The sequence below is a fragment of the Nonomuraea deserti genome, from assembly GCF_004348685.1.
GTDB lineage: Bacteria > Actinomycetota > Actinomycetes > Streptosporangiales > Streptosporangiaceae > Nonomuraea > Nonomuraea deserti.
On sequence record NZ_SMKO01000055.1, the window covers coordinates 26,610 to 50,294 of the forward strand.

24 protein-coding genes and 1 riboswitch are annotated in these 23,685 nt (G+C 69.4%); of the genes, 10 read left to right on the top strand and 14 right to left on the bottom strand.

Translation table 11 applies throughout. The features are described from left to right. Positions 1-114: 114 nt before the first annotated feature. Together E1292_RS21255 and E1292_RS21260 are read left to right on the top strand one after the other, a co-directional pair. The gene (locus E1292_RS21255; RefSeq protein WP_132596975.1) at positions 115-2,193 is read left to right on the top strand and encodes a HelD family protein; all 2,079 of its coding nucleotides are present in this window, start codon (positions 115-117) and stop codon (positions 2,191-2,193) included. Positions 2,194-2,256: 63 nt separating this feature from the next. Further along, positions 2,257-2,787 (top strand): YbhB/YbcL family Raf kinase inhibitor-like protein, encoded by a 531-nt coding sequence (locus E1292_RS21260; protein ID WP_132596976.1) that lies wholly within the window; start codon positions 2,257-2,259, stop codon positions 2,785-2,787. A 50-nt stretch (positions 2,788-2,837) separates the two neighbouring features. On the opposite strand, the gene E1292_RS21265 is transcribed toward E1292_RS21260, so the two are convergent. The 6 genes from E1292_RS21265 to E1292_RS21290 all read right to left on the bottom strand — a co-directional run bounded on the left by E1292_RS21265 (position 2,838) and on the right by E1292_RS21290 (position 7,932). Beyond that, on the bottom strand, positions 2,838-3,035 hold the full coding sequence (locus E1292_RS21265) for a hypothetical protein (protein WP_132596977.1): 198 nt from the start codon (positions 3,033-3,035) through the stop codon (positions 2,838-2,840). 150 nt (positions 3,036-3,185) lie between these two features. Beyond that, complete coding sequence (gene groL / locus E1292_RS21270; RefSeq protein WP_132511695.1) at positions 3,186-4,814, bottom strand: chaperonin GroEL; 1,629 nt, start codon at positions 4,812-4,814, stop codon at positions 3,186-3,188. Positions 4,815-5,169: 355 nt separating this feature from the next. Then, positions 5,170-5,370: a cold-shock protein gene (locus E1292_RS21275; protein WP_106250594.1), complete on the bottom strand. Its 201-nt coding sequence runs from the start codon at positions 5,368-5,370 to the stop codon at positions 5,170-5,172. Between the two features lie 241 nt (positions 5,371-5,611). Then, positions 5,612-5,887: a MoaD/ThiS family protein gene (locus E1292_RS21280; protein ID WP_132596978.1), complete on the bottom strand. Its 276-nt coding sequence runs from the start codon at positions 5,885-5,887 to the stop codon at positions 5,612-5,614. Between the two features lie 23 nt (positions 5,888-5,910). Beyond that, complete coding sequence (gene thrC / locus E1292_RS21285; RefSeq protein WP_132596979.1) at positions 5,911-7,143, bottom strand: threonine synthase; 1,233 nt, start codon at positions 7,141-7,143, stop codon at positions 5,911-5,913. A gap of 13 nt (positions 7,144-7,156) precedes the next feature. After that, a riboswitch (SAM riboswitch) is annotated at positions 7,157-7,298 on the bottom strand. Between the two features lie 79 nt (positions 7,299-7,377). Beyond that, positions 7,378-7,932: an RNA polymerase sigma factor gene (locus E1292_RS21290; protein ID WP_132511701.1), complete on the bottom strand. Its 555-nt coding sequence runs from the start codon at positions 7,930-7,932 to the stop codon at positions 7,378-7,380. A 178-nt stretch (positions 7,933-8,110) separates the two neighbouring features. Between E1292_RS21290 and E1292_RS21295 the strand changes: the two genes are divergently transcribed. Then, positions 8,111-9,535, top strand: coding sequence for an alpha,alpha-trehalose-phosphate synthase (UDP-forming) (locus tag E1292_RS21295; RefSeq protein WP_132596980.1), 1,425 nt, complete (start codon positions 8,111-8,113; stop codon positions 9,533-9,535). A 4-nt stretch (positions 9,536-9,539) separates the two neighbouring features. Here E1292_RS21295 and E1292_RS21300 read toward each other — a convergent pair whose 3' ends face one another. From E1292_RS21300 to E1292_RS21310, 3 genes are read right to left on the bottom strand one after another with little or no spacing between them, the layout of a single operon-like run. Beyond that, positions 9,540-10,115: a hypothetical protein gene (locus E1292_RS21300; RefSeq protein ID WP_132596981.1), complete on the bottom strand. Its 576-nt coding sequence runs from the start codon at positions 10,113-10,115 to the stop codon at positions 9,540-9,542. A gap of 24 nt (positions 10,116-10,139) precedes the next feature. Then, complete coding sequence (otsB, locus tag E1292_RS21305) at positions 10,140-10,910, bottom strand: trehalose-phosphatase (RefSeq protein ID WP_165974657.1); 771 nt, start codon at positions 10,908-10,910, stop codon at positions 10,140-10,142. A 39-nt stretch (positions 10,911-10,949) separates the two neighbouring features. Beyond that, positions 10,950-11,249 (bottom strand): DUF3263 domain-containing protein, encoded by a 300-nt coding sequence (locus E1292_RS21310; protein WP_132596982.1) that lies wholly within the window; start codon positions 11,247-11,249, stop codon positions 10,950-10,952. A gap of 117 nt (positions 11,250-11,366) precedes the next feature. Between E1292_RS21310 and E1292_RS21315 the strand changes: the two genes are divergently transcribed. The 5 genes from E1292_RS21315 (at position 11,367) to E1292_RS21335 (ending at position 15,617) form a co-directional block, all read left to right on the top strand. Beyond that, a complete protein-coding gene (locus tag E1292_RS21315; RefSeq protein ID WP_132596983.1) occupies positions 11,367-12,173 on the top strand; it encodes an SAM hydrolase/SAM-dependent halogenase family protein in 807 nt (268 codons plus the stop codon). An 82-nt stretch (positions 12,174-12,255) separates the two neighbouring features. Beyond that, a complete protein-coding gene (locus E1292_RS21320) occupies positions 12,256-12,861 on the top strand; it encodes a hypothetical protein (RefSeq protein ID WP_132596984.1) in 606 nt (201 codons plus the stop codon). Next, positions 12,858-14,006, top strand: a complete 1,149-nt coding sequence (locus E1292_RS21325) for a S8 family serine peptidase (RefSeq protein WP_132596993.1) — start codon at positions 12,858-12,860, stop codon at positions 14,004-14,006. Before E1292_RS21320 ends, E1292_RS21325 begins: the two co-directional genes overlap by 4 nt. A 25-nt stretch (positions 14,007-14,031) precedes the next feature. Beyond that, positions 14,032-14,436, top strand: a complete 405-nt coding sequence (locus tag E1292_RS21330) for a Zn-ribbon domain-containing OB-fold protein (protein WP_132596985.1) — start codon at positions 14,032-14,034, stop codon at positions 14,434-14,436. Then, positions 14,433-15,617: a lipid-transfer protein gene (locus E1292_RS21335; RefSeq protein WP_132596994.1), complete on the top strand. Its 1,185-nt coding sequence runs from the start codon at positions 14,433-14,435 to the stop codon at positions 15,615-15,617. The genes E1292_RS21330 and E1292_RS21335 overlap by 4 nt, the downstream gene beginning before the upstream one ends. Before the next feature lie 51 nt (positions 15,618-15,668). On the opposite strand, the gene E1292_RS21340 is transcribed toward E1292_RS21335, so the two are convergent. The 5 genes from E1292_RS21340 to E1292_RS21360 form a co-directional block, all read right to left on the bottom strand. Continuing rightward, positions 15,669-16,685 carry an ABC transporter ATP-binding protein gene (locus E1292_RS21340; RefSeq protein ID WP_132596986.1) on the bottom strand — a complete coding sequence of 339 codons (1,017 nt, stop codon included), beginning with the start codon at positions 16,683-16,685 and terminating at the stop codon, positions 15,669-15,671. Beyond that, positions 16,669-17,715, bottom strand: coding sequence for an ABC transporter ATP-binding protein (locus E1292_RS21345; RefSeq protein WP_281284048.1), 1,047 nt, complete (start codon positions 17,713-17,715; stop codon positions 16,669-16,671). Before E1292_RS21345 ends, E1292_RS21340 begins: the two co-directional genes overlap by 17 nt. A 13-nt stretch (positions 17,716-17,728) precedes the next feature. Beyond that, complete coding sequence (locus E1292_RS21350) at positions 17,729-18,697, bottom strand: ABC transporter permease (RefSeq protein WP_132596987.1); 969 nt, start codon at positions 18,695-18,697, stop codon at positions 17,729-17,731. Next, the gene (locus E1292_RS21355; RefSeq protein ID WP_132596988.1) at positions 18,690-19,634 is read right to left on the bottom strand and encodes an ABC transporter permease; all 945 of its coding nucleotides are present in this window, start codon (positions 19,632-19,634) and stop codon (positions 18,690-18,692) included. The genes E1292_RS21350 and E1292_RS21355 overlap by 8 nt, the downstream gene beginning before the upstream one ends. Positions 19,635-19,760: 126 nt before the next feature. Continuing rightward, positions 19,761-21,269, bottom strand: a complete 1,509-nt coding sequence (locus tag E1292_RS21360; protein ID WP_246090241.1) for a peptide ABC transporter substrate-binding protein — start codon at positions 21,267-21,269, stop codon at positions 19,761-19,763. Positions 21,270-21,873: 604 nt separating this feature from the next. On the opposite strand from E1292_RS21360, the gene E1292_RS21365 reads away from it, so the two are divergent. Both E1292_RS21365 and E1292_RS21370 read left to right on the top strand, forming a co-directional pair. Then, on the top strand, positions 21,874-22,809 hold the full coding sequence (locus E1292_RS21365) for an ABC transporter permease (RefSeq protein ID WP_132596990.1): 936 nt from the start codon (positions 21,874-21,876) through the stop codon (positions 22,807-22,809). Beyond that, positions 22,802-23,668 (top strand): ABC transporter ATP-binding protein, encoded by an 867-nt coding sequence (locus E1292_RS21370; RefSeq protein ID WP_181958269.1) that lies wholly within the window; start codon positions 22,802-22,804, stop codon positions 23,666-23,668. Before E1292_RS21365 ends, E1292_RS21370 begins: the two co-directional genes overlap by 8 nt. Positions 23,669-23,685 lie beyond the last annotated feature (17 nt).

Consider the following 23,685-nt stretch of genomic DNA (forward strand, 5'->3'; position numbering starts at 1 on the left):
GCGTACCCAGGTCGCCGGAGCTAAATGCTTTGGAAGCCCGCAATCGTGGCGACTAAACTGGCGGATTCGCTGCCTGTAACCACCTCCGTCGTTCAACCAGGGAGGCACTTCCGCATGCCCGCACACCAACTGGCTCCCGACATACCCACCGACGTGCTCGCCGCCGAGCAGGCCCACCTGGCCGAGTCCAGAGCCGCGCTCAAAGCCATGCGCGCCCACGCCCGGTCCCTCTCGTCCGACGCGGCCGGCGACTGGGTGTCGCAGCAGATCCTCCAGTCGCTGCTCGACCAGCGGGTGGCCGCGCTCGCCGACCACCCCGACACCCCGCTGTTCTTCGGCCGCCTCGACCGCGCGGAGCGGAAGAGCCCGCGACGAGCGAGCGGCGAGGGCGCCGGCGAGGAGCGAAGCGGTCGCGATCACGAGCACGAGGCGGAGAGCGACGACCTGCCCGGCACCATCTACGTCGGGCGCCGCCACGTCCACGACGGCCACAGCAGGCCACTGGTCATCGACTGGCGCGCGCCGGTGTCCCGCGCGTTCTACCAGGCCAGTCCCGCCGACCCCATGGGGATCGCGCGCCGGCGCCGCTTCGGCTACCACGGCGGGGCGCTGACCGCGTTCGAGGACGAGCCGCTCGGCGAAGGCGTCGAGATCGGCCCGTCCAGGATCCTCACCGAGGAGATCGAACGCCCCCGCACCGGCCCGATGCGTGACATCGTCGCCACGATCCAGCCCGACCAGGACGAGATCGTCCGCTCCACCCTGGCCCAGACGGTGTGCGTGCAGGGCGCCCCCGGCACCGGAAAAACCGCCGTCGGCCTGCACCGCGCCGCCTATCTGCTGTTCACCCACCGCGAGCGGCTGGCCAGGTCGGGGGTGATGATCGTCGGACCCAACCGGGCGTTCCTGTCCTACATCTCCTCGGTGCTGCCCGCGCTCGGCGAGGTCAAGGTCGACCAGACCACGGTGGCCGGCCTGCTCGGCGAGTACGCCGCGCCCGAGGACCCGACGGTGGCCGCGGTGAAGGGCGACGCCAGGATGGCGGCGGTGCTCGAACGGGCGCTCTGGCTGCACATCGTGAAGCCGGAGGAGGGCCTCGTCTACACCAAGGGCGCCTACCGGCACCGGGTGGCCGACTACGAAGTACGCGAGATCGTGGCCTCCCTGCGCGGCACCACGCGGTACAACCCCGGCCGGGCGGCGCTGGCGCAGCGGCTGGCCCACATGGTCCTTGTACGCATGGAGCAGCGCGGCGAGTCGCCCGACGACCGGGTGCAGGACGCGGTGGCCCGGTCGAAACCGGTGAAACACCTTGTGGAAGCGGTCTGGCCCAAACTGACGCCCGAACAGGTCCTCCACCGCTTGCTGTCAGATCCGGAATTTCTAGCGCGAGCCGCTAAATCAGATTTGTCGCCGGAAGAGCAGGAAATGCTCCTGTGGCGGAAGCCGTACCGGAGCCACAAGTCCGCCAAATGGTCGGCCGCCGACGCCGCGCTCCTCGACGAGCTCCGCGACCTGATGGAACGTACGCCGTCGCTGGGCCACCTGGTGGTCGACGAGGCCCAGGACCTGTCCGAGATGCAGTTGCGCGCCCTCGGCCGCCGCTGCCGCAACGGCTCGGCCACCGTGCTCGGCGACCTCGCCCAGGGCACCACGCCGTGGTCGACCCGTTCGTGGAAGTCGGTGCTCGACCACCTGGGCCAGCGCGAGGGCGAGGTCACGGAGCTGACGCTCGGCTTCCGCGTGCCGAGGGAGGTCCTGGACTACGCGGCCCGCCTGCTCCCCTCGATCGCCCCCGACCTGGCCGCCCCGCAGTCGCTGCGGCCCGGCGCCGGGTCGCTCACCGTACGCGAGGGCGGCTCGGTCGCCGAAGCCGCGGAGGAGGCCCTGGCCAGGGAGGGCTCGATCGGCGTCATCGCTCCTGACGCGATGGTCGCCGCGGTCTCCGAGTCCCTCGCCGGCCTCCCCCACGCCGTTCTCGACCCCGACTCGACCGAGGAACACCGCCTGCTCATCGTGCCCGCGACGCTCGCCAAGGGCCTGGAGTACGACCACGTCGTCGTCGTGGAGCCCGCCGACATCGTCGCGGCCGAGCCCCGCGGCCTGGCCAGGCTCTACGTGGTCCTGACCCGGGCGGTGACCACGCTGACGGTCCTGCACGACAAGGCGCTGCCGCCACAGCTGGCGGGCTGACGGGCGTCCGACACGGCCGCTTCTAGGATGGCTGGCAAGGAGCTCTCAACCTAGGAGGATGCCGTGCCAGCACCCCTTCCCCACGAACACCTGCCGTCGGTCCCCGCGCTCGTGGTGGAGAGCGACGACCTCCAGGACGGCGAGCGGCTCAACGACCTCCACGTCTTCAACGACTGGGGCATGACCGGCCAGAACCTCTCGCCCCAGCTGCGCTGGTCGGGCGCTCCCGCCGAGACCCGCTCCTACGCCGTCACCTGCTTCGACCCCGATGCCCCCACAGGCAGCGGCTTCTGGCACTGGGTGCTCTTCGACCTTCCGGCCTCGGTCACCGAGCTGCCGACGGGCGCGGGCACGGCCCCGGAGTTCAAGGGCCTGCCGGCGGGCGCGGTGCACGCCCGCAACGACTACGGCACCAAAGACTACGGCGGCGCCGCCCCGCCTCCTGGCGACCCGCACCGCTACGTCTTCACGGTCCACGCGCTGGGGGTCGAGTCGCTCGGCGTGGACAGCGGCACGAGCCCGGCGGTGGTGGGCTTCAACATCACCGCCAACACCCTGGCCCGCGGTCACATCATCCCCCACTACGGGGTCTGACGACGGAAAGGCGCCCCACCGCACGCTGGTGGGGCGCCTTTCCGTGGGCGCTAGTCGCAGATCTCGTCCAGCGGCTGCAGGTTGCCGAGCAGCGGCACCCAGGATCGCAGCGCGCACAGCGGCGTGCCCTCGGTCACGGCGCCGCTCACGACGACAGGGTCATTGGCATGCGCGGGAACGGCCGTGAGGGTCACGGAGGCGAGGCCGAGAACGGCGACGCCCAGCATGCGCTTGGTGCGGGAGAACAATTATCTGCTCCTTCGGTGAGGCGATGTGGTGACAACCCTTTCTCACTCGAAGTAGCAGTTCAATTGCGAAACGTAATGGCAGTGAAACAAAAGCAAGAGCGGCCCGGAAAAACCGGACCGCTCTTTCGGGACGTGCGCCGCGAACAGGACCTAGAAGTCCATGTCGCCGCCGCCGGGCATGCCGGCGGGAGCGGCCGGGGTCTTCTCCGGCTTCTCGGCGATGACGGCCTCGGTGGTGAGGAAGAGCGCCGCGATCGAGGCGGCGTTCTGCAGCGCCGAGCGCGTCACCTTGGCCGGGTCGAGAATGCCGGCCTCGAACATGTTGACGTATTCGCCCGACGCGGCGTTGAGGCCCTCACCCGGGGTGAGGTTGCGCACGCGCTCGACCACGACGCCGCCCTCGAGGCCGGCGTTGACCGCGATCTGCTTCAGCGGCTCCTCCAGAGCCTTCTTCACGATCGCCGCACCGGTGGCCTCGTCGCCGTTGAGCTCCAGCTTGTCGAACGCCTTGGCGCCGGCCTGCAGCAGCGCCACGCCACCGCCAGGGACGATGCCCTCCTCGACGGCCGCCTTCGCGTTGCGGACGGCGTCTTCGATGCGGTGCTTGCGCTCCTTGAGCTCGACCTCGGTCGCCGCGCCCGCCTTGATGACGGCCACGCCGCCGGCCAGCTTGGCCAGCCGCTCCTGGAGCTTCTCGCGGTCGTAGTCGGAGTCGGTGCGCTCGATCTCGGCGCGGATCTCGTTGACCCGGCCGGAGATCTGCTCGGCGTCACCGGCGCCGTCGACGATCGTCGTCTCGTCCTTGGTCACGACCACCTTGCGGGCGCGGCCCAGCAGGTCGAGGGTGGCGGTCTCGAGCTTGAGGCCGACCTCCTCGGCGATGACCTGACCACCGGTCAGGATCGCGATGTCGTTGAGCATGGCCTTGCGGCGGTCGCCGAAGCCCGGGGCCTTGACGGCCACGGAGCGGAACAGGCCGCGGATCTTGTTGACCACCAGGGTCGCCAGGGCCTCGCCCTCGACGTCCTCGGCGATGATCAGCAGCGGCTTGCCCGACTGCACGACCTTGTCGAGCAGCGGCAGCAGGTCCTTGTTGGCGGAGACCTTGCCGTTGACGATCAGGATGTACGGGTCTTCGAGCACGGCCTCCATGCGGTCGGAGTCGGTGACGAAGTACATCGACGTCATGCCCTTGTCGAAGCGCATGCCCTCGGTGAGCTCGAGCTCGAGGCCGAAGGTGTTGCTCTCCTCGACGGTGATGACGCCTTCCTTGCCGACCTTGTCCATCGCCTCGGCGATGAGCGCGCCGATCTCGGGGTCGGCGGCGGAGATGGAGGCGGTCGAAGCGATCTGCTCCTTGGTCTCCACGTCCTTGGCCAGCTTGGAGAGCTCCTCGCTGACCCGCTCGACGGCCGCCTCGATGCCCTTCTTCAGAGCCATCGGGTTGGCGCCGGCGGCCACGTTTCGCAGGCCCTCACGCACCAGCGCCTGGGCGAGCACGGTGGCGGTCGTGGTGCCGTCGCCGGCGACGTCGTCCGTCTTCTTGGCGACCTCCTTGACCAGCTCCGCGCCGATCTTCTCCCACGGGTCCTCGAGCTCGATCTCCTTGGCGATGGACACACCATCGTTGGTGATCGTGGGAGCGCCCCACTTCTTCTCCAGCACGACGTTGCGCCCCTTGGGGCCCAGGGTCACCTTGACGGCGTCGGCGAGCTGGTTCATACCGCGCTCGAGACCGCGCCGGGCGTCCTCGTCAAACGCGATCATCTTGGCTGCCATAAGGCTAGACCTCCCAGATGCAGGGTGGCTTGTCGTGGACCGAGCCGACGCCCGCGACGGCATGGGTCAGCATCTCCGTTCGGCAGACCCCATCGTCTCGATCCGGTGTTGGCACTCTGCTGCACAGAGTGCCAACGAACTGTTTAGCACTCTACCCTGCCGAGTGCAAGCGAACTCACCCGTGGCGGGCGCTTCCCCCCAGGTCAGTCGTCTGTCCGGCGAGCCGCCCCGTGGGCGCACCGCTGGCCGCGGTTCGCGCACACGGCTCGCCGTACCAGGATCGACGAAAGAAAGGTGACGGTTCGCCCGGACTGCGCTGCCGCACGATCCCGCCGGTGCATACCAGTGCGGTGAATCAGACCGTCCTGACGGACTCCGCCTGCGGCCCCTTCTGGCCCTGCGTGATCTCGAACTCGACACGCTGTCCCTGTTCGAGAGAGCGATACCCGTCCATCATGATCGCTGAGTAATGGACGAATACATCCTTACCACCGTCTACCGCGATGAAGCCGTAGCCCTTGTCCGCGTTGAACCACTTGACGGTGCCCTGCGCCACTTCCGACTCCTCTTACTGGGCTCCCAGACCTCGCCCATTCCTCCGCGAGACCCGTAATCGCCTGACTTAACGGAAAATCAGCCAGGCGATCGCCCTCGACCATACCTGTGGCACGGGGTTTGGCAACAGAGTCAATCCGCAGACTTCGCATTTCCTCTCATCGACGGTTCAACGTTGAATTACTGGGAAAAGGAGAAGGCGCCCACAAGGGGCGCCTTCGCCGAAGTGTGCTCTGCCGCACTCACCCGCCGGCGACGGCGGGGATGATGGAGATCTGGGTGCCGTCCGGCGCCGGAGTGTCCAGCCCCTGGGCGAATCGGACGTCCTCTTCCCCCACATAAACGTTGACAAAACGCCGAATCTTGCCCGATTCATCCAGAATTCTCGCGCCGATACCCGGGTAGTCAGAGTCCAGCTTGGCCAGCACGTCACGAAGAGTCGCGCCCTCGCCACTGACCTCCGCGCTGCCCCCGGTGTAGGTGCGCAGAATGGTGGGAATCCGCACAGAAACGCTCATGTTTAACTCGCCTTTCCTGGTTGTCAGACAGTCGCGCGGAACGCGTCGAGGGAGGGCTTGATCACGGCCGTGGGCCTGGCGTCGCCGCTGATCGCGTCGAGCGTCTTGAGGCCGTCGCCGGTGTTCAGCACCACGGTCTCGGCCTCCGGGTCGAGCTGCCCGGTCTCGGTGAGCTTCTTCAGCACACCCACGGTCACGCCGCCCGCCGTCTCGGCGAAGATGCCCTCCGCCGAGGCCAGGAGCTTAATGGCGGCCACGATCTCAGCGTCCGTGACGTCCTCGACGCCCCCTCCGGTCCGCCGCGCGATGTCCAGCACGTACGGGCCGTCGGCGGGGTTTCCGATGGCCAGCGACTTGGCGATGGTGTCGGGCCGGACCGGCTGCACGACGTCGTGCCCCGCCTTGTAGGCGGTCGACACGGGCGAGCACCCGGCCGCCTGCGCCCCGAAGATCTTGTAGGGCGTGTCCTCGACCAGTCCCAGCGCCACCAGCTCCTTGAAGCCCTTGTCGATCTTCGTGAGCTGCGAGCCCGAGGCGATGGGGATGATGATCTGCTCGGGCAGCCGCCACCCGAGTTGCTCGGCGATCTCGTACGCGAGCGTCTTGGAGCCCTCGGCGTAGTAGGGCCGCAGGTTGATGTTGGTGAACCCCCACTTGTCGCCGAGCGGGTCGCCGATCAGCTCGGAGCAGAACCTGTTGACGTCGTCGTAGGTGCCCTCGATGCCGACCAGCCGGCCGCCGAACACCCGGGCCATGGCGATCTTGGCTTGTTCGAGGTTGGCCGGGATGAACACGCACGCCTCCAGCCCGGCCCGCGCCGCGGCCGCCGTCACCGCGCCCGCGAGGTTGCCCGTGGAGGAGCAGGAGAGCGTGTGGAAGCCGAAGTTGCGGGCCGCCTCGACGGCCATGGCGACCACGCGGTCCTTGAAGGAGTGGGTGGGGTTGCCCGAGTCGTCCTTGACGTGGAGAGATCTGATGCCGAGCGCCCGCCCGAGGTTGCCGGCCCTGACCAGTTTGGTCCACCCCGGGTTCATGTTGGGCTTGTCGGCGACGTCGGCCGGCACGGGCAGCAGCGAGCGGTAGCGCCAGATGTTGGCGGGGCCCGACTCGATGGCCGCGCGGGTCACCTCGCCGAATTCGTAGGCCGCTTCGAGCGGCCCGAAACACTCCTGACAGGCGAAGCTCGGACCGAGCGGGTAACGCGCGCCGCACTCGCGGCAGGACAGACCGACGGCGGGACCGAAATCGAGCGACATGAAGCGAGGCCTTCCCTCATCTTCGTCTGCGGCCACCTTGACCACAGACCGGAATTGGCACCTTGTCCCGGTCGGCCTCGCCAGGTCGCGAGTCACAAGCCGGGAGGGTTGCCGGGGCTTCGCAGGGCCGGTCCCTCCACCCCTCTGGATGAGCAATGTTCAGTTGTTGCATCGGACTCTACCCGCCCACGTGGCGGAAACGTCCTCCCGTCTCAAATCCTGAGACGGACGATCTCATCGATAGTCGTCTCCCAGCACGCCCTGCACATATTTGCGCGCCTGGTGGATGCGCGATTTCGCGGTGCCGAGCGGGATGCCGAGCTGGTCGGCCACCTCGTTGTAGTCGAGCTGGACGATGTCGCGCAGCACCAGCGCCTGCGCCAGGTCCGGCTTGTCGGCCTCCAGCGCCTCCATGGCGTCGAGCAGGTCGAGCCGCGAGCCCGCGATGACGCTGACGCGCCGCACGTCGGGCTTCTGCATCGGCAGCTCGTCCGAGCTCTGCTCGGCCGCCCGGCGTTTCAGCGACCGGTAGGTCGTGCGCGCGCAGTTGGCCGTCACGATGTGCAGCCAGGTGCTGAACCTGGCCCGTCCCTCGAAGCGCCCGATGTTGCGCGCCACCGCCAGGAGGGTGTCCTGGGAGGCCTCCTCGGCGTCCTGGTGGTAGGGCAGGATGCGGGCGCAGTGACGCATCACATCGGGCTCGATCCGCCGCAGCAGCTCGCCTAGAGCACGGTGGTCTCCGGCCGCGGCGGAGCGAGCGAGTTCCTCGGTTAGCTCATCAAGCGCCATAGCTGGGATCCTATGGTCGTAGGGAGCCTTGTTGGCATCCTTCCTTTTCCGATGGGCCGATCACCACGATGATCAGTGTGGTTCCGTCTACACCGACACGCCAGTCGGAAGGAGTCTCCTTGAGGTCTTATGCCAGCTCACCGCCCCGCGGGCGGCCCGCCCGGCCGGAGCGGGCGCGGTGAACAACGTCCTGGTGGCCTCCAACCGCGGCCCCGTCTCCTTCACCGTCTCCGACGACGGCGAGCTGAGCCTGCGGCGCGGCGGCGGCGGGCTGGTGTCGGGGTTGTCCGGCGTGGCCAAGGACGACGGCGTCCTGTGGGTCTGCGCGGCGCTGTCCGACGGCGACCGCAGCGCCGTGCGCCTGGCCCCCGGCGGCCGCATCGACCAGGCCGGCTACGACACCGGCCCGCTGCGCATGCTCGACATCCCGCCCGCCACCTTCCACCGCGCCTACAACGCCGTGGCCAACTCCACGCTGTGGTTCGTCAACCACCTGCTCTACGACATCCCCAACGCGCCGCTCTTCGGCACCAAGTTCGGGCGCGAGTGGGAGTCCTACCGCGACTACAACGGCGCGTTCGCGCTGGCGCTGGCAGAGGAGGCCGGCCACGAGGCCAGGGTGATGGTGCAGGACTACCACCTGACCCTGACCCCGGCGATGCTCCGCGCCGAGCGGCCGGACCTGCGCATCGCCCACTTCAGCCACACGCCGTGGGCGCCGCCGGAATACTTCTCCCTGCTGCCCGACGACGTGGCGCGAGAGGTCCTGGAAGGAATTCTGGGGGCCGATCACGCCGGGTTCCTCACCGACAGGTGGGCGCAGGCGTTCATGGACTGCTGCGAGGCGCTGCTGGGCGCGGAGGCCGACCGCGTCGGGCGCAGCGTCACCCACGACGGCAGGACGACCCGCATCGGCGTGCACAGCCTCGGCGTGGACGGCGCCGCCCTCTGGGAGCGCGCCTGCGAGCCCGACGTCGAGTCGCACATGACCGCGCTGAAGGAGCAGGTGGGCGACCGCAGGCTGATCGTCCGCATCGACCGCACCGAGCTGTCGAAGAACATCGTGCGCGGCCTGGTCGCCTACGGCGAGTTCCTCGGCGCCCACCCCGAGTGGCACGGCCGGGTCGTGCACCTGGCCTTCGCCTACCCGAGCCGGCACGACCTGCCCGAATATCGCGAATACACCGCGTCGGTGCAGCGCTGCGCCCAGCAGATCGAGGACGAGTACGCCACGGAGGACTGGGACCCGCTGATCCTCAACGTCAACGACGACTATCCGCGCTCGCTGGCCGCGTACCGGATGGCCGACGTGCTGCTGGTCAACCCCATCCGCGACGGCATGAACCTGGTGGCCAAGGAAGGCCCCGTGTTGTCGCCGCGCTGCGCGCTGGTGTTGTCGCGGGAGGCGGGCGCGGCGGCCGAGCTGGGCTCCCACGCGCTCCTGGTCAACCCCTACGACATCAGCGGCACCGCCACCGCGCTGCACGACGCGCTCGTCATGCCCGAGGACGAGCGGCGGACGCGCCGCGACAAGCTGCACGCGGCGGCCACCGCCCTGCCGCCGCAGAAGTGGCTGGAGGCCCAGCTCGACGCCCTCGCCTGAGGGCTCAGCTCCAGCGGGCGCGCTGGAGCACGCCGGACAACCCCGGCGTGCTCCACTGGTCGACGACCAGGATCCCGGTCTTCGGCAGATGCCACTCGCGCTGCACGTAGCGCGACCTCACCCGGCCGTTGGAGTAGGAGACGCAGGCGGCCTTCCACTCGCGGTAGGCGGCCCGGTGGCCGGGCCCGACCTTCCGCAGGCCCTTCGCCCCGGCCGCGCCGAGCCGCTGCCCCCACTTGCCGTTGTGCGGGCAGCGCTGCACGTCGGTGGCGGGGTAGAAGGCCGAGGCCCCGGTGTACGGCCGGAAGAGCTCATCGCCCTTCTCGATGGCCTTCGGACCGAGGATCCAGAAGCTGTCGCACCCGGGAGTGCCGTAGCCGCCCTCGGGCTCGGCGCAATTGCCGGTCACCACGCGGGTCCAGCCGGGTTCGACCTTGTGGACCTTCCACGTGGCGGGCAGCCGGAGCGTCAGCCCGCCCCTGAGCGTGAGCGTCCGCGCGGAGCCGGCCTCGGCGGGCAGCGGGGCGGCGAGGAGGGCGGCGGCGACCGCGGTCGCGACGGCGAGATGGCGCTTCGACATGTGCACGACCGTATCGGCGGCCGCTTACGAACGGCTGAACGCGGACGCCAACTCGCCGAGCAGCGCCACCACTCCGTCGGGGCCGTCCACCACGATGTCGGCCCGCTCGGCCAGCGCCGCCACCTCGGCGGAGCCGCTGCACACGGTCACGCCGGGCAGGTTGGAGGCGTCGACGGCGTCGTACGCGGCCAGGTCGCCGAGGTCGTCGCCGGCGAACAGGACGGACCTCGCGGCCCGCTCGGCCAGGAACAGGCTGAGCGCCTGGCCCTTGTCCATGCCCGGCGGCCGCAGCTCCAGGACGTAGCGGCCGGGCTCGACCACCAGGCCGTGCTTCTCGGCCAGCTTGGCCAGCGGCTCGCGCAGCTTGGCGAGGGTGCCGTCGGGGTCGGGGCTGCGCCGGGTGTGGACGGCCACGGCCCGGCCCTTGTCCTCGACGGTCACGCCCTCGACACCCAGCGAGTCGAGCAGCAGCGGCAGCTCGGCCTCGCTGCGCGGCACGCCGGCGGGGGGCGGGGGCGCGGAGACGCGGCCGTGCTCCCAGCGCTCGAACCCGTAGTGTCCGAGCACGACCAGCCCCGGCACGCCGGTCAGCCCTGGCCCCAGCTCCAGCACGGTGGCGGAGGGCCTGCCGGTCACGATGACCACCGCCAGGACGTGGGCGCCCAGATCGGCGAGCACCTCGGGCGCCTTCGGATGGATCACGGCCTCGGCGGGATCGGGCACGATCGGCGACAGCGTGCCGTCGAAGTCGAGCCCGATCACGGCGCCTGCCGGATCGCTCAAGATCGCTTCCATTCCAGGGATGTTCCTCACGCGGCTGCCGTACCCAGCCGGTCAGGGGCGCATGCCAAGCCTTCTGGCCGCGCGGTCACGCTGGCGGGTCGAGCGTAACCTGCGCAGCCTCTTGACCAGCATGGGGTCCTGCTCGAGCGCCTCCGGTCTGTCGATCAGCTCGCCGAGCAACTGGTAGTAGCGCGTGGCGGAGAACCCGAAGGTCTCCTTGATGGCCTGCTCCTTCGCGCCCGCGTGGCGCCACCACTGGCGCTCGAAGGCGAGGAGCTCGTGATCGCGTTGTGAGAGTGATTGCCGGGACGGCTCCTGGGCAGCATTGTCACCGCTGAGCGGTGCTCCCATGGTGTCCTCCTCGAAAGGGGCGTGTGACGATCACGTCGCACGCACGCGGCCCGTGGCCATCGTAATGTGCGGCGCGCTGCTGTTCATGGCGGTTCGACAGACGTACAGTCACCAGATGTGACCTCAGTAATCACGCTGCTCACGGACTATGGGCTGGAAGACGGCTATGTGGCGGCCTGCCATGGAGTGATCGCCGGGATCGCCCCCGAGGCCAGGGTGATCGACGTGTGCCACCTGATACCCGCGGGAGACGTACGCCGCGGCGCGGCCGTGCTCGCCCAGACCATCCCGTACCTCCCGGCGGGCATCCACATCGCCGCGGTCGATCCGGGGGCGGGCGCCTCCAGGCGCGCGGTCGCCGTCGAGGCGGGCGGCCGGGTGTTCATCGGGCCCGACAACGGGCTGCTGTCGTGGGCCGTGCACGCCGGCGGCGGCGCGCAGGCGGCCCATGAGATCAGCAACGACCAGCACTTCCTGCGGCCGGTCTCGCCCACGTTTCCTGGGCGCGACGTGTTCGCGCCGGTCGCCGCGCGGTTGTACGGCGGGCTGAGCCCGGCGGAGCTGGGGCCGGAGATCCCGGTCGGCCGTCTGGTCTCGCTGCCGGAGCCGACCTCCCGGTTGCGTGAGGGCTCGGTGGAGGGCGAGGTCGTCTCGGTCGACCGCTACGGCAACACGCAGTTGTCGATCGCGGCGGGCGACCTGCAGGCGCTGGGCGTGCGGGTGGGCGACACGCTGGGGGTGCGGCTGGGGCGGCGGCAGCTCTCGCTGCCGTACCGGGAGACGTTCTCGGCGGTGCCGCCGGGGGAACTGGTGGCGTTCGAGGACTCGGCGGGGCTGATCGCGATCGCCGTGAACTCCGGTGACGCGGCGCAGCGCCTGGGACTGCCGCCCGGGGCGCATGTCCGGCTTTCCCCCATCTCCTAGGGCGAAAGCCACAGATCGGAATTACTCCGCGTATCGGTCTGTTTACTGAAGCGTCGGGCTGACTCAGCGGTCGCGTGTCAGAATGCGGGTCAAACGTCCCCTCCCCCTCCCTTTCGAGGTCGACGTGTACCAGTTTCCTGTTGTCCTGCTGTCGATGCTGTCCGCGCTCCTGCCCACCCCGGAGCCTCCCGTGCCCGAACGCGGGCCCGTCCGGCCGGTCATGAAGGTCTTCCCCTTCGCCGTGCCAGGCCTCAGCCCGTCGGGCGCGCGGGTCACGTACGTGCTGGCCGGGGTCGCCCCCGAGGCGCCGTGCCCGGCCGCGTTCCAGCCCTCGGCCGTGGGGCCCGGCTGCCGCACCGCCGTACGCGCGACGTACGCCGACAGCACCGGCACCTACGTCGCCACCGTGGGCGTCGCCGTGGTCGACGGCCCGCCGCCGGCCCCCTCCAGCGCCGGACGGCCCGCGACCGTGCGGCCCGTGGCCTTCCCCGGCGGCCCGGCCGAGCGGTTCGGCGACCGTCAGTACGTCACCGGGGTGGTGCTGCGGCCCGGCGGGCGCCACGTGGTGGCGGTGGCCGCGGGCTACGCCGACGGGCGGCCGTACCAGCCGGGCGACGTGGTCGAGCCGCGGCTGCGGGCCGCCGCGGGCCAGCTCGCGGCGGCCCTGCACCGGGCGCTGACCAGATGAGCAGGATCCTCGTGCCCGCCGTGGTCACAGCGCTGGCAGTGGGCGCGGTGCTGGGCGCCGCCGCTCCGAGCGCCTCCGACGACGTCGACCGGGTCGCGCGGGCCGGCCAGTGGCAGCTCCGCGCGATGCGGCTGCCCGACGCCTGGCGGACGAGCAAGGGCGCGGGCGTCGTGGTGGCCGTGCTCGACACGGGGGTGAACGGCCGCCACCCCGACCTGGCGGGCGCCGTGATCCAGGGGCCCGATCTGACCGGGGTGGTCAGGAGCCCGCACCGGTGGGGGCGCCACGGCACCGCCATGGCCAGCCTGATCGCCGGTCGCGGGCACGGCGACGAGCGCGAGGGCGGCGTCCTCGGGGTGGCGCCGGAGGCCGAGGTGCTGTCCGTCAGGGTCACGCTGGACAACGGCGACCCGCAGCGCAAGATGCAGCGCTCGGGCGGGCGCAACGCGCTGGCCAGGGGCATCCGCTACGCGGCCGACCACGGCGCCGAAGTGATCAGCATGTCGCTCGGCGGCGGCAGGGGCTCCTGGGAGGGCTCGGCGACGGAGGAGGAGGCCGTCCAGTACGCGATCGCCAGGGGCGCCGTGCTCGTGGCCTCGTCGGGCAACGACGGCGCCGACGCCAACAGGAAGAACTTCCCCGCCGCCTACCCCGGCGTGATCGCCGTCGGCGCCGTGGACCGGCGGCTCGCGGTGGCCGGGTTCTCCAACAGGCAGAACTACGTCTCGGTGGTCGCGCCGGGCACGGAGATCGTGACGGCCGACGGGCGCCGCTCGTACGTGATCGGCGACGGCACCAGCTCGGCCGCGGCCATGGTCGCGGGCGTCGCGGCCCTGATCAGGTCGGCGCATCCGAGCCTGTCGCCGTACCACGTGCGGCGGGCCATCGAGCTCAGCACCAGGAAGCGGCCGGCCGACGGCCACAGCCGCGCCTACGGGCACGGGGTGGTCGACGCGGTGCTCGCCCTGCGGGCGGCCGCCCGGCTGGACGTGCCCGCGTCGGGAGGCGCGGCGCCCGAGCCGAATTTCTGCGAGGCGCCGCCGTCCTCCAGGGCGCCGGTGGTCGCGGGCATGGTGATGCTGGTGGCGGCGATGTCGGCGCGGGTGCTGGTGACGCAGCGCAGGCGGCGAAGGGATGCAACCTAGCAAGCGCTTGTGTGATACTCCGGCTATGACGTTTGCGATCGACGGCTGGTTCGCCATCGACCACGACGGCGTCCGCCTCCTCGGCACCAGATGCGCGGACTGCGGCACCGTCTGCTTCCCACCGCGGCACGGCCTCTGCCCCGACCCCCGCTGCGGCGGCACGGAGCTCCACGAGGTCAGGCTGCCGAGACGCGGGCGGGTCTGGTCGTACACGAACGCCTGCTACCCGCCGCCGGCGCCGTACGTGGCTGCGGAGCCGTACGAGCCGGTGACCCTGGCCGCGGTCGAGCTGGACGAGGCGGGCATCGTGGTGCTCGGCCAGGTCACGGGGCTGACGGTGGCGGAGCTGGAGGTGGGCATGGAACTGGAGCTCACCTCGGGTCCCCTGGCCGACGGGCCCCAGGTGTGGATGTGGCGGCGGGCGTCATGAGCGTCGTGGTGCTGGGCACGGGCATGCACCCCTGGGGCAAGTGGGGCCGTCCCTTCGTGGAGTACGGCGTGGCGGCCGCCCGCGCGGCCCTCGACGACGCCGGCGTGGCCTGGACCGACGTGGACTTCCTCGTCGGCGCGGACACGATCAGGAACGGCTACCCCGGCTTCGTCGCCGGCGCCACCTACGCCCAGGCCCTCGGCTGGTCGGGCGCCAGGATCGCCTCCTGCTACGCCGCCTGCGCCTCGGGCGCCCAGGCCGTCGACATCGCGCGCACCCGCATCCTGGCGGGCCTCTGCGAGGTCGCCCTGGTCGTGGGGGCGGACTCCACGCCCAAGGGCTTCTTCACGCCGGTGGGCGGCGACCGGCCCGACGACCCCGACTGGCTGCGCTTCCGGCTCCTCGGCGCCACCAACCCCGCGTACTTCGGCCTCTACGCCCGCCGGCGCATGGCCGTCCACGGCTCCACCCATGCCGACTTCGCCGCCGTCAAGGTCAAGAACGCGCGGGCCGGCTCGCTCAACCCCATGGCCCGCTACCGCAGGCCCGTCACCGTGGAGGAGGTGCTGGCCTCCCCCATGGTCGCCGATCCGCTGCGGCTGATGGACATCTGCGCCACCTCCGACGGGGGCGCCGCCGTGGTGCTCGCCTCGGAGGAGTACGCCCGCCGCCGCGGCACGACCCCCCTGGTGCGCCTGGCCGCCGTGGCCACCGTCACCCCATCCTTCCCCAGCGCCGTCCTGGAACTGCCGAACTTCGCCACCGACTCCTGGGCCGCCGTGCCCCCGCCCGAGAGGCCGTTCAGGGCGGCGATCGCGCACGCCGCCTACGAGGAGGCCGGGGTGGGGCCCGAGGACGTCTCGCTGGCGGAGGTGTACGACCTGTCGACGGCGCTGGAACTGGACTGGATGGAGGACGCCGGCCTGTGCCCGCCAGGGGAGGCGGACAAGCTGCTGCGCGGTGGCGAGACGGCCATCGGGGGCCGCGTCCCGGTCAACCCGTCGGGCGGCCTGGCCTCGTTCGGCGAGGCCGTCCCCGCCCAGGCCATCGCCCAGCTCTGCGAGCTCACCACCCAGCTGCGCGACCGCGCGGGCCCTCGCCAGGTCCGCCGCCCCCGCGTCGGCCTGGCCGTCAACCAGGGCCTCTTCGGCCACGGCTCGGCCCTCATCGCCACCCGCTGACGCGCGAAGGCCCTCCGAGCAGGGCTCGGAGGGCCTTCCCTGACAGGCGGTTCAGCCGACGTGGACCACGTCGTGCGTCTCGGCGAAGTGGCAGGCGCTCTCGTGCGCCGTGCCCGGCCGGATCTGCAGCAGCGGCTCCTCCTCCGCGCAGATCTCCTGCGCCTTCCAGCACCGCGTACGGAACCGGCAGCCCGACGGCGGGTTGGCGGGCGACGGCGGATCACCCTGGAGGATGATGCGCTCGCGCTGCTCCCGTCCCTCGGGGTCGGGCACCGGCACCGCCGACAGCAGCGCCTGCGTGTACGGGTGCGCCGGCCGGTCGTAGATCTCGGTGTCCTTGCCGAGCTCCACGAACTTGCCGAGGTACATCACCCCGACCCGGTCGGAGATGTGGCGCACCACCGACAGGTCGTGGGCGATGAAGATGTACGCCAGGTCGAACTCGTTCTGCAACCGCTCGAGCAGGTTGATGACCTGCGCCTGGATCGACACGTCGAGGGCCGACACCGGCTCGTCGCAGACGATGATCTCCGGCTGCAGCGCCAGGCCGCGGGCGATGCCGATGCGCTGCCGCTGGCCGCCGGAGAACTGGTGCGGGTAGCGGTTGATGTGGTCGGGGTTGAGGCCCACGACCTCCAGCAGCTCCTGCACCTTCGTGCGGCGGTCGCCCTTGGGCGCCACCTCGGTGTGGATCTCGTACGGCTCGCCGATGATGTCACCGACGGTCATCCGGGGATTCAGCGAGGTGTACGGGTCCTGCATCACCATCTGGATGTTGCGCCGCATCCGCTTGAGCTCGTTGCCCCTGGCCTTGGCGATGTCACGGCCGTTGATCGTCACCGAGCCCGACGTGGGCCGTTCGAGCGCCATGAGGACCTTGGCGAGGGTGGACTTGCCGCAGCCCGACTCGCCCACGACGCCCAGGGTCTCACCTTTGTGCAGGTCGAACGAGACGCCGTCGACGGCCTTGATGGCGCCGATCTGCCTCTTGACCACGATGCCCTGGGTGAGCGGGAAGTGCTTGACCAGGTCGCGCACCTCCAGGATGCGCTCACTGGTGCTCGCCATCGAGGACCTCCCTCCAGTAGTGGCAGGCGCTGCTCCGCGTGCCGCTGACCTCGTGGAGCGGCGGCGTGTCGGTCACGCAGTCGTCCTGACGGTAGGGGCACCGGGGGTGGAACGCGCAGCCCGTCGGCAGGTCGAGCAGGTTGGGCGGCAACCCCTTGATCGCGTACAGCTCGTGGCCCTTGAGGTCGACCCGGGGGATCGACTCCAGCAGGCCCTTCGTGTACGGATGCGCCGGCGCCTTGTAGATGTCGTGCACGGGGGCGTTCTCCACGATGCGCCCCGCGTACATCACGGCGATCTTGTCGGCCACGTCGGCGACGACGCCCAGGTCGTGGGTGATCAGGATGAGACCCATCTGGCTCTCGCGCTGCAGCTCGGCCAGCAGCTCCATGATCTGCGCCTGGACGGTAACGTCGAGCGCCGTGGTCGGCTCGTCCGCGATCAGCACCTCGGGGTCCAGCGCGATCGACATGGCGATCATGATGCGCTGCCGCATGCCTCCGGAGAACTGGTGCGGATAGTCGTGGACGCGCTGCCTGGCGGCCGGAATGCGCACCCGCTCCATCAGCTCGACGGCCTTCTTCAGCCCGTCGGCCTTGGACATGCCTCGGTGCACCCGGAACATCTCGCTGATCTGCCAGCCCACGGTGAACACCGGGTTGAGCGCGGAGAGCGCGTCCTGGAAGATCATCGCGATCCGCTGGCCGCGCACCTGCGTGCGGGCCTCCTCCGACAGCTGGAGCAGGTTGGTGCCCTTGAAGCGGATCTCCCCCTTGGGGATCACCGCGGGCGGCATGTCGAGAATGCCCATGATCGCCTGCGCGGTCACGGACTTGCCCGAACCCGACTCGCCCAGCACCGCGAGCGTCTCGCCGGAATTGACGGTGTAGTTCACCCCGTTGACCGCGCGTACGATCCCGGCGCGGGTGCGGAACTCCACGTGCAGGTTGTCGACGGCGAGCAGTGGATGGTCGCCCAGCGCCCCTCCTTCGGAGAGCCCAGGCAGCACGTCCGCTGACGTCTTCTTCACGTGATCCCCCCTTCTACCTGAGCTTCGGGTCGAGCGCGTCGCGCACCGCGTCGCCCATCATGATGAACGCGAGCACGGTGACGCACAGGAACGCGGCAGGGAACACCAGCGGAAGCGGCGCTTCCAGGAACCGGTTGCGCGCGTCGGCGATCATCAGACCCCACGAGATGTCCGGGGACAGCACGCCGACGCCCAGGAACGACAGCGCGGCCTCGGCGGCGATGAAGCCGCCCAGGTTGATCGTGGCCACGACGATGACCGGCGCGAGCGAGTTGGGCAGCAGGTGACGGAACATGATCCGGCCCGCTCCCGCGCCCAGCGCCCTGGCGGCCACCACGAAGTCCTGGCTCTTCGCGGTGATCACGGCCGCTCTCATGATGCGGTACGTCATCGGCCAGCCGAGCACCCCCAGCGCGACGATGACCAGCAGGATGCTGTTGGCCCTGCCGCGGAAGGTGGCCGCGATCAGCAGCGCGCCGAGGATCGCGGGGATGGCGAAGAAGATCTCGGTGAACCGCGAGGACACCGCGTCGACGGCGCCGCCCTTGTAGCCGGCGATGATGCCGAGCAGGCTGCCGATCAACGTGGTGACGATCGTGGTGAACACGCCGATGATGATCGAGTTGCGGGCGCCGTAGATCGTCCTGGCGTAGAGGTCGCAGCCCAGGTTGTCCCTGCCGAACAGGTGGCCGGGGCTGGGGCCCTGACGCGCCGTCGACAGGTCGCAGCTCCTGGCGTTGAACGGGTCGATCGAGGTGAACAGCGACGGCCAGAACGACATGACCAGCAGGACGAAGATGATGATCACCGAGAGGATGAACATCGGCCGGCGCCTGAGGTCGTACCAGGCGTCGGTCCACAGGCTGGCGGGCTTGCCGGTCTTGGCCTTCTTGCCCTCGCGTTCCGGCGCCCGGGTGGGCTCCGTGACCAAGGTCTGCGTATCCGGGAGCCCGGGCCCGACCGGCGGGGTTGGGTTACTCATATCGGATCCTCGGGTCGAGCAGGGCGTATAACATGTCGACGACCAGGTTGGCCAGGATGTAGATCAGCACCAGGATGGTGACGATGCCCACGACCACCGGTTGTTCCCGCAAGTAAACCGACTGGAAGAGCTGGTTTCCGATCCCCTGCAGGTTGAAGATCGTCTCGGTGATGACCGCGCCGCCCATCAGGTTGCCGAGGTCGGCGCCCAGAAAGGTGACCAGCGGGATCAACGCGTTGCGCAACCCGTGCCTGCCGACGACGCGGCGTCTCGACAGGCCCTTGGCCGTGGCCGTGCGGATGTAGTCGGCCCTCAGGGTCTCCGCGAGGCTGGTCCTGGTGAGCCTGGTCAGATAGGCGATCGACGTGCCCGCCAGCACGAAGCCGGGCAGCAGGTAACTGCGCCAGCCCGCGAACGTGCCGGCGACGGGGAAGATGTCGGCGCCGGTCCACTGTTTGAGCTTCACGCCGAGAAGGAGCTGCAGCACGAATCCCGTCACCAGCGTCGGGACGGAGATGAACAGCAGCGTCGAGGCGAGGATCATGGTGTCGGTGGCCTTGCCCCGGCGCAGCGCGGCCCACAGGCCCAGGCCGACGCCGATGACGGCCTCCATGACCAGCGCGGTCAGCGCGAGGTTCAGGGTGACCTGGAACTTGCCCGCCATGATCTGGGACACGGGGACGTCGGCGAAGTTGACGCCGAAGTCGCCTCTGAAGAGCACGCCGCTGATGTAATACCAGTACTGCAGCAGCAGCGGATCGTTGAGGTGATATTGCTCGCGCAGGACCTCGGCGATCGCGGGGTCGGGACGCTTGTCCCCGAACAACGCCGCGATGGGGTCTCCGGGCAGCGCGAAGACGATGCAGAAGATGAGTAGCGTGGCGCCGAACAGGACGGGGATCGCCTGGATCAAGCGCCTGATGACATAACGGCCCATTCAAGCCCTCCGGTACACACCTGGAGGCAACCCTCGGAGTCCGTGGATGACCCGGCTTGAGTGGCTGCCTCCAAGTTCAGCCCTCCGACGGGTGGACGGCCAGGCCGTCCACCCCGGCGAACGACGTCAGGCCTTCTCGACGTCTGCCCAGTCAATCTGATTGAGCAGGTTGAGCTTGACGTTCTTCACCTTAGTGGAGTGCCCGAAGTTGCTCCGGTAGAAGTAGACCGGGATGTACGGGAGTTCCTTGATCAGGATGTCGTCGGCCTGCTGGTAGAACTTCAGGCCCTCGGCGGCGTCCGTCGCCTGGTCGCCCTTCTTGATCAGCTCGTCGAACTCCTTGTTCGAGTAGCCGCCGTAGTTCGAACCGGACTCGATGGCCCCGGTGCCGAAGATCGGGGACAGGTAGTTCTCGGCTGCCGGGTAGTCGATCGCCCAGCCCATGCGGAACAGGCCCTTGTACTCCTTGCCGTCAAGGGCGTCCAGGATGCCCTGGAACTTCTCGAACGGCTTGGGCGTGACCTCGATGCCCAGGTTGGCGCGGAGGTTGTTGGCGACGGCCTCGATCCACTCCTTGTGGCCGCCGTCCGCGTTGTAGCCGACCTCGATGTTCTTGGGGCCGCCCGCCTCGTCGTACAGCTTCTTGGCCTCGGCCGGGTTGTACGTGCAGGCGTCGCAGGCGCCCTGACGGTAGCCGGGGATGGCCGGGTTGATGAAGTCGTCGGCGGGCGCGCGGGTGCCGGAGAAGACCGTCTCGGCGATGGTCTTCCTGTCGATGGCCAGCGAGATGGCCCGGCGGACCTGCACGTCCTGGAAGTCGGGGTTGTACTTCAGCGGGACGCCGATGTAGCCGATGGAGGCGTCGGGCTCGTCGAAGTAGCGGTCACCGAGCGCGGCCTTCGCGCTGGCGATCGCGGAGGGAGGCAGCGAGTCGTCGACGTCGAGGTTCTCGGCCTGGAGGTCGTTGTACGCGGTCTCGGCGCTGGTGTAGACCTTGAACTGGAGCTTCGTCCAGTTCGAGGGCTTCTTGCCCGGGAACTTGTCGTACACCGACGCCTCGATGGTCGCGTCGGTGCCCTTCTTGTAGGGCTTGTCCAGCTTGAACAGACCCTGACCGATCGGCTGCTCGCCGTAGGCCTGGGTCACCTTGCCGTCGGGCCCGATGGCCGACTCCGGCAGGGGGTAGAAGGCGGTGTAGCCCAGCATGGTCTTGAACTGCGAGAACGGCGCCGCGAGCGTGACCTCGAGCGTGAGGTCGTCGACGACCTTGAGGCCCTTCATCTCCTTGGCCGACGGCTTCTTGCCTTCGCCCGGGTGGACGTCCTCATAGCCGTCGATGCGCCCGAAGAAGTAGGACGCGCTCATGGCGTTGTCCTGGAGCGCCGCGTAGTTCCACGCGCGCGCGTAGTCGGCCGCGGTCACGGCGGTGCCGTCGTGCCACGTGTAGCCGGACTTCAGCTTGATCGTCCAGACCTTGCTGTCCTCCGTCGTGACCGACTCTGCGGCCTCCTCGACTGGCTGCTTGTTCTCGTCGTAGCCGACAAGCGGAGAGAAAAGCGCGGCGAGGACCTCGGAGCCTTCGGTCTCGGTGGTGTTCTGCGGAACCAGGAGCTCCTGAGGCTCACCGATTTCCATGCGGACCGGCGTGGTGTCCCCGCCGCCCGCGGCAGTGCCACCGCTGTCCGAGGCACCGCCGCCACACGCGGCAACCGCGAGGGCGAGCAGCGCGGTACCGGCGACGATCTGTGCGCCCTTAGTAACACGCATGGTGAAAGAATTCCTCCCTCTACAGGTGGGCGTAAGCGCTGAGCTGCGGTGATCGTGAGCAGCCTGACGGGGGGGTCCTGGTATCCCCCCGGGTTTGGCTGACATGGTCAAACCAGCCGACGCCCTGCCAGTCGATCGCGACTATCCCTCACTACTTGCCACCAGGACGTCTCTGGCGCGTTGCAGTTCGGTCACACGTACGCCTATCCACCGTCACAGACATTCAGCCCTATCGGTATGAAACGGTACAGAACACCCCGATCAGGCACTGCATGGACATGAACTGTCGATGAAAATTACCCCCTACACGATGGCGCTCGCGCCCTTGCCGTCACACCCCGCCCGGCTGGGCTACGGTTGAGCAGGTCTTGACGACGCCTTGGAACCCAGCGTCCCGAGACTCCGTCCAACTGACTGTCGCCGACCCGTGCGACAGGCACCTCACCGACCGGGATCCAATAGAGTCCTTGCCATGAGCCAGCCGGAATCCGCTGTCGCGGACGCCCAGGCGGGCGGCCGAAGCGGGCAGGAGCCGCTGGCCAAGCTCGCCAAGCGATATGGGCTTCGCCGTGCCATCGCGCGGCCGAGGTTCCCTGTCTACCTGCGCCAGTTGTGGCAGCGGCGCCACTTCATCCTGACATACGCGACCTCGCGCAACGTCTCGAAATACTCGAGCTCGGCGCTCGGCCAGCTGTGGCAGGTGCTGACTCCCCTCCTGAACGCCGCCATCTACTACGTGATGTTCGGCGTCGTCCTCGGCGGCAGAGACGGCATCGACAACTACCCGGCGTTCCTGCTGACCGGGATGTTCATCTTCACCTACACGCAGCGCACGGTCACCGCCGGCGCCAAGTCGATCTCCGGCAACCTGTCGATGATCCGGGCCCTGCACTTCCCCAGGGCCTCGCTGCCGCTCGCCTACACGATCCAGGAGCTCCAGCAGCTCGCCATCTCCATGGGCGTGCTCCTTGCCATCGTGTGGGCCACCGGCGAGTGGCCGACCTGGTACTGGCTGATGATCCCGGTGGTGCTGCTGCTCCAGACGATGTTCAACATCGGGACGGGCCTGGTGGTCGCCCGGCTCGGCGCGCAGATGCGCGACCTCAACCAGTTGCTGCCGTTCATCTCCCGCACCTGGCTCTACGCCTCCGGCGTGTTCTTCTCGATCCAGGACAAGGTCGTCGGGACCGCGGAGTTGCCGCAGTGGGTGGCGGACGTGATGTACCTCAACCCCGCCGCCTCCTACATCGAGTGGATGCGCGAGATCCTCATCGGATCCCACAACCAGCCGTACGGCCACCACCCCCCGGCAATGGTGGTGCTGTCTTGCGTATTCTGGGCGGTGTTCGCACTCGGCTTCGGCTTCTGGTACTTCTGGCGGTCCGAGGAGAGGTACGGGCGTGGCTGAACTGACCAAGGAGCTGTCACAGGTGAAGGGCGAGAAGCCCGCCGTCTCGGGCAAGGATGTCAGGGTGCATCCCAACCCGGAGCCCTCGGGCAAGCGGCCTCTTGACGTCCCCACGGGCACTCCGACCGTCATCGTCGACGACCTCCACATCGTCTACCGCGTCTACGGCGCGGCCTCGGAGAGCGAGAAGGGCAACGCGGTCAACGCCCTCACGCGCCTTCTGAAGCGCCAGGGGCGCCCGCAGATGAAAGAGGTCCACGCGGTCAAGGGCGTCACGTTCGTGGCCTACCACGGCGACGCCATCGGCATCGTGGGGCGCAACGGCTCGGGCAAGTCCACGCTGCTGCGGGCCATCGCGGGCCTGCTGCCGCCGCACAAAGGCGCCGTCTACACCGACGGCCAGCCGTCGCTGCTCGGCGTCAACGCGGCTCTCATGCGCGAGCTGACCGGCGAGCGCAACATCGTCCTCGGCTGCTACGCCATGGGCATGACGCCCGCCGAGGTTCGCGAGAAATACCAGGAGATCGTCGACTTCTCCGGCATCGACGAGTTCGTCCAGCTGCCCATGTCCACCTACTCCTCCGGCATGGGCGCCCGCCTGCGCTTCGCCATCTCCTCCGCCAAGACCCACGACGTCCTGCTCATCGACGAGGCCCTGGCGACCGGCGACCGCGAGTTCCGCAAGAAGAGCCAGGAGCGCATCCGCAAGATCCGCGAGTCGGCCGGCACGGTCTTCCTCGTCGCCCACGACCACAAGGTCATCGAGGAGACCTGCAACCGCGTCATCTGGCTGCACAAGGGCAAGATCAAGATGGACGGCGACCCGAAAGAGGTCATCGCCGCCTACAACAAGGGCTGACCCCGCTCTCCCCCCGC

What these genes read in the sequence shown, in the direction of transcription:
- E1292_RS21355 (WP_132596988.1), bottom strand. Translation starts at nt 19,634, where the DNA reads ATGGGCCGTTATGTCATCAGGCGCTTGATCCAGGCGATCCCCGTCCTG.
- otsB (WP_165974657.1), bottom strand. Translation starts at nt 10,910, where the DNA reads ATGGAAGCGATCTTGAGCGATCCGGCAGGCGCCGTGATCGGGCTCGAC.
- E1292_RS21290 (WP_132511701.1), bottom strand. Translation starts at nt 7,932, where the DNA reads ATGGCGCTTGATGAGCTAACCGAGGAACTCGCTCGCTCCGCCGCGGCC.
- E1292_RS21280 (WP_132596978.1), bottom strand. Translation starts at nt 5,887, where the DNA reads ATGAGCGTTTCTGTGCGGATTCCCACCATTCTGCGCACCTACACCGGG.
- E1292_RS21360 (WP_246090241.1), bottom strand. Translation starts at nt 21,269, where the DNA reads ATGGAAATCGGTGAGCCTCAGGAGCTCCTGGTTCCGCAGAACACCACC.
- E1292_RS21325 (WP_132596993.1), top strand. Translation starts at nt 12,858, where the DNA reads ATGAGCAGGATCCTCGTGCCCGCCGTGGTCACAGCGCTGGCAGTGGGC.
- E1292_RS21255 (WP_132596975.1), top strand. Translation starts at nt 115, where the DNA reads ATGCCCGCACACCAACTGGCTCCCGACATACCCACCGACGTGCTCGCC.
- thrC (WP_132596979.1), bottom strand. Translation starts at nt 7,143, where the DNA reads ATGTCGCTCGATTTCGGTCCCGCCGTCGGTCTGTCCTGCCGCGAGTGC.
- E1292_RS21320 (WP_132596984.1), top strand. Translation starts at nt 12,256, where the DNA reads ATGCGGGTCAAACGTCCCCTCCCCCTCCCTTTCGAGGTCGACGTGTAC.
- E1292_RS21340 (WP_132596986.1), bottom strand. Translation starts at nt 16,685, where the DNA reads ATGGCGAGCACCAGTGAGCGCATCCTGGAGGTGCGCGACCTGGTCAAG.
- E1292_RS21365 (WP_132596990.1), top strand. Translation starts at nt 21,874, where the DNA reads ATGAGCCAGCCGGAATCCGCTGTCGCGGACGCCCAGGCGGGCGGCCGA.
- groL (WP_132511695.1), bottom strand. Translation starts at nt 4,814, where the DNA reads ATGGCAGCCAAGATGATCGCGTTTGACGAGGACGCCCGGCGCGGTCTC.
- E1292_RS21310 (WP_132596982.1), bottom strand. Translation starts at nt 11,249, where the DNA reads ATGGGAGCACCGCTCAGCGGTGACAATGCTGCCCAGGAGCCGTCCCGG.
- E1292_RS21300 (WP_132596981.1), bottom strand. Translation starts at nt 10,115, where the DNA reads ATGTCGAAGCGCCATCTCGCCGTCGCGACCGCGGTCGCCGCCGCCCTC.
- E1292_RS21350 (WP_132596987.1), bottom strand. Translation starts at nt 18,697, where the DNA reads ATGAGTAACCCAACCCCGCCGGTCGGGCCCGGGCTCCCGGATACGCAG.
- E1292_RS21330 (WP_132596985.1), top strand. Translation starts at nt 14,032, where the DNA reads ATGACGTTTGCGATCGACGGCTGGTTCGCCATCGACCACGACGGCGTC.
- E1292_RS21335 (WP_132596994.1), top strand. Translation starts at nt 14,433, where the DNA reads ATGAGCGTCGTGGTGCTGGGCACGGGCATGCACCCCTGGGGCAAGTGG.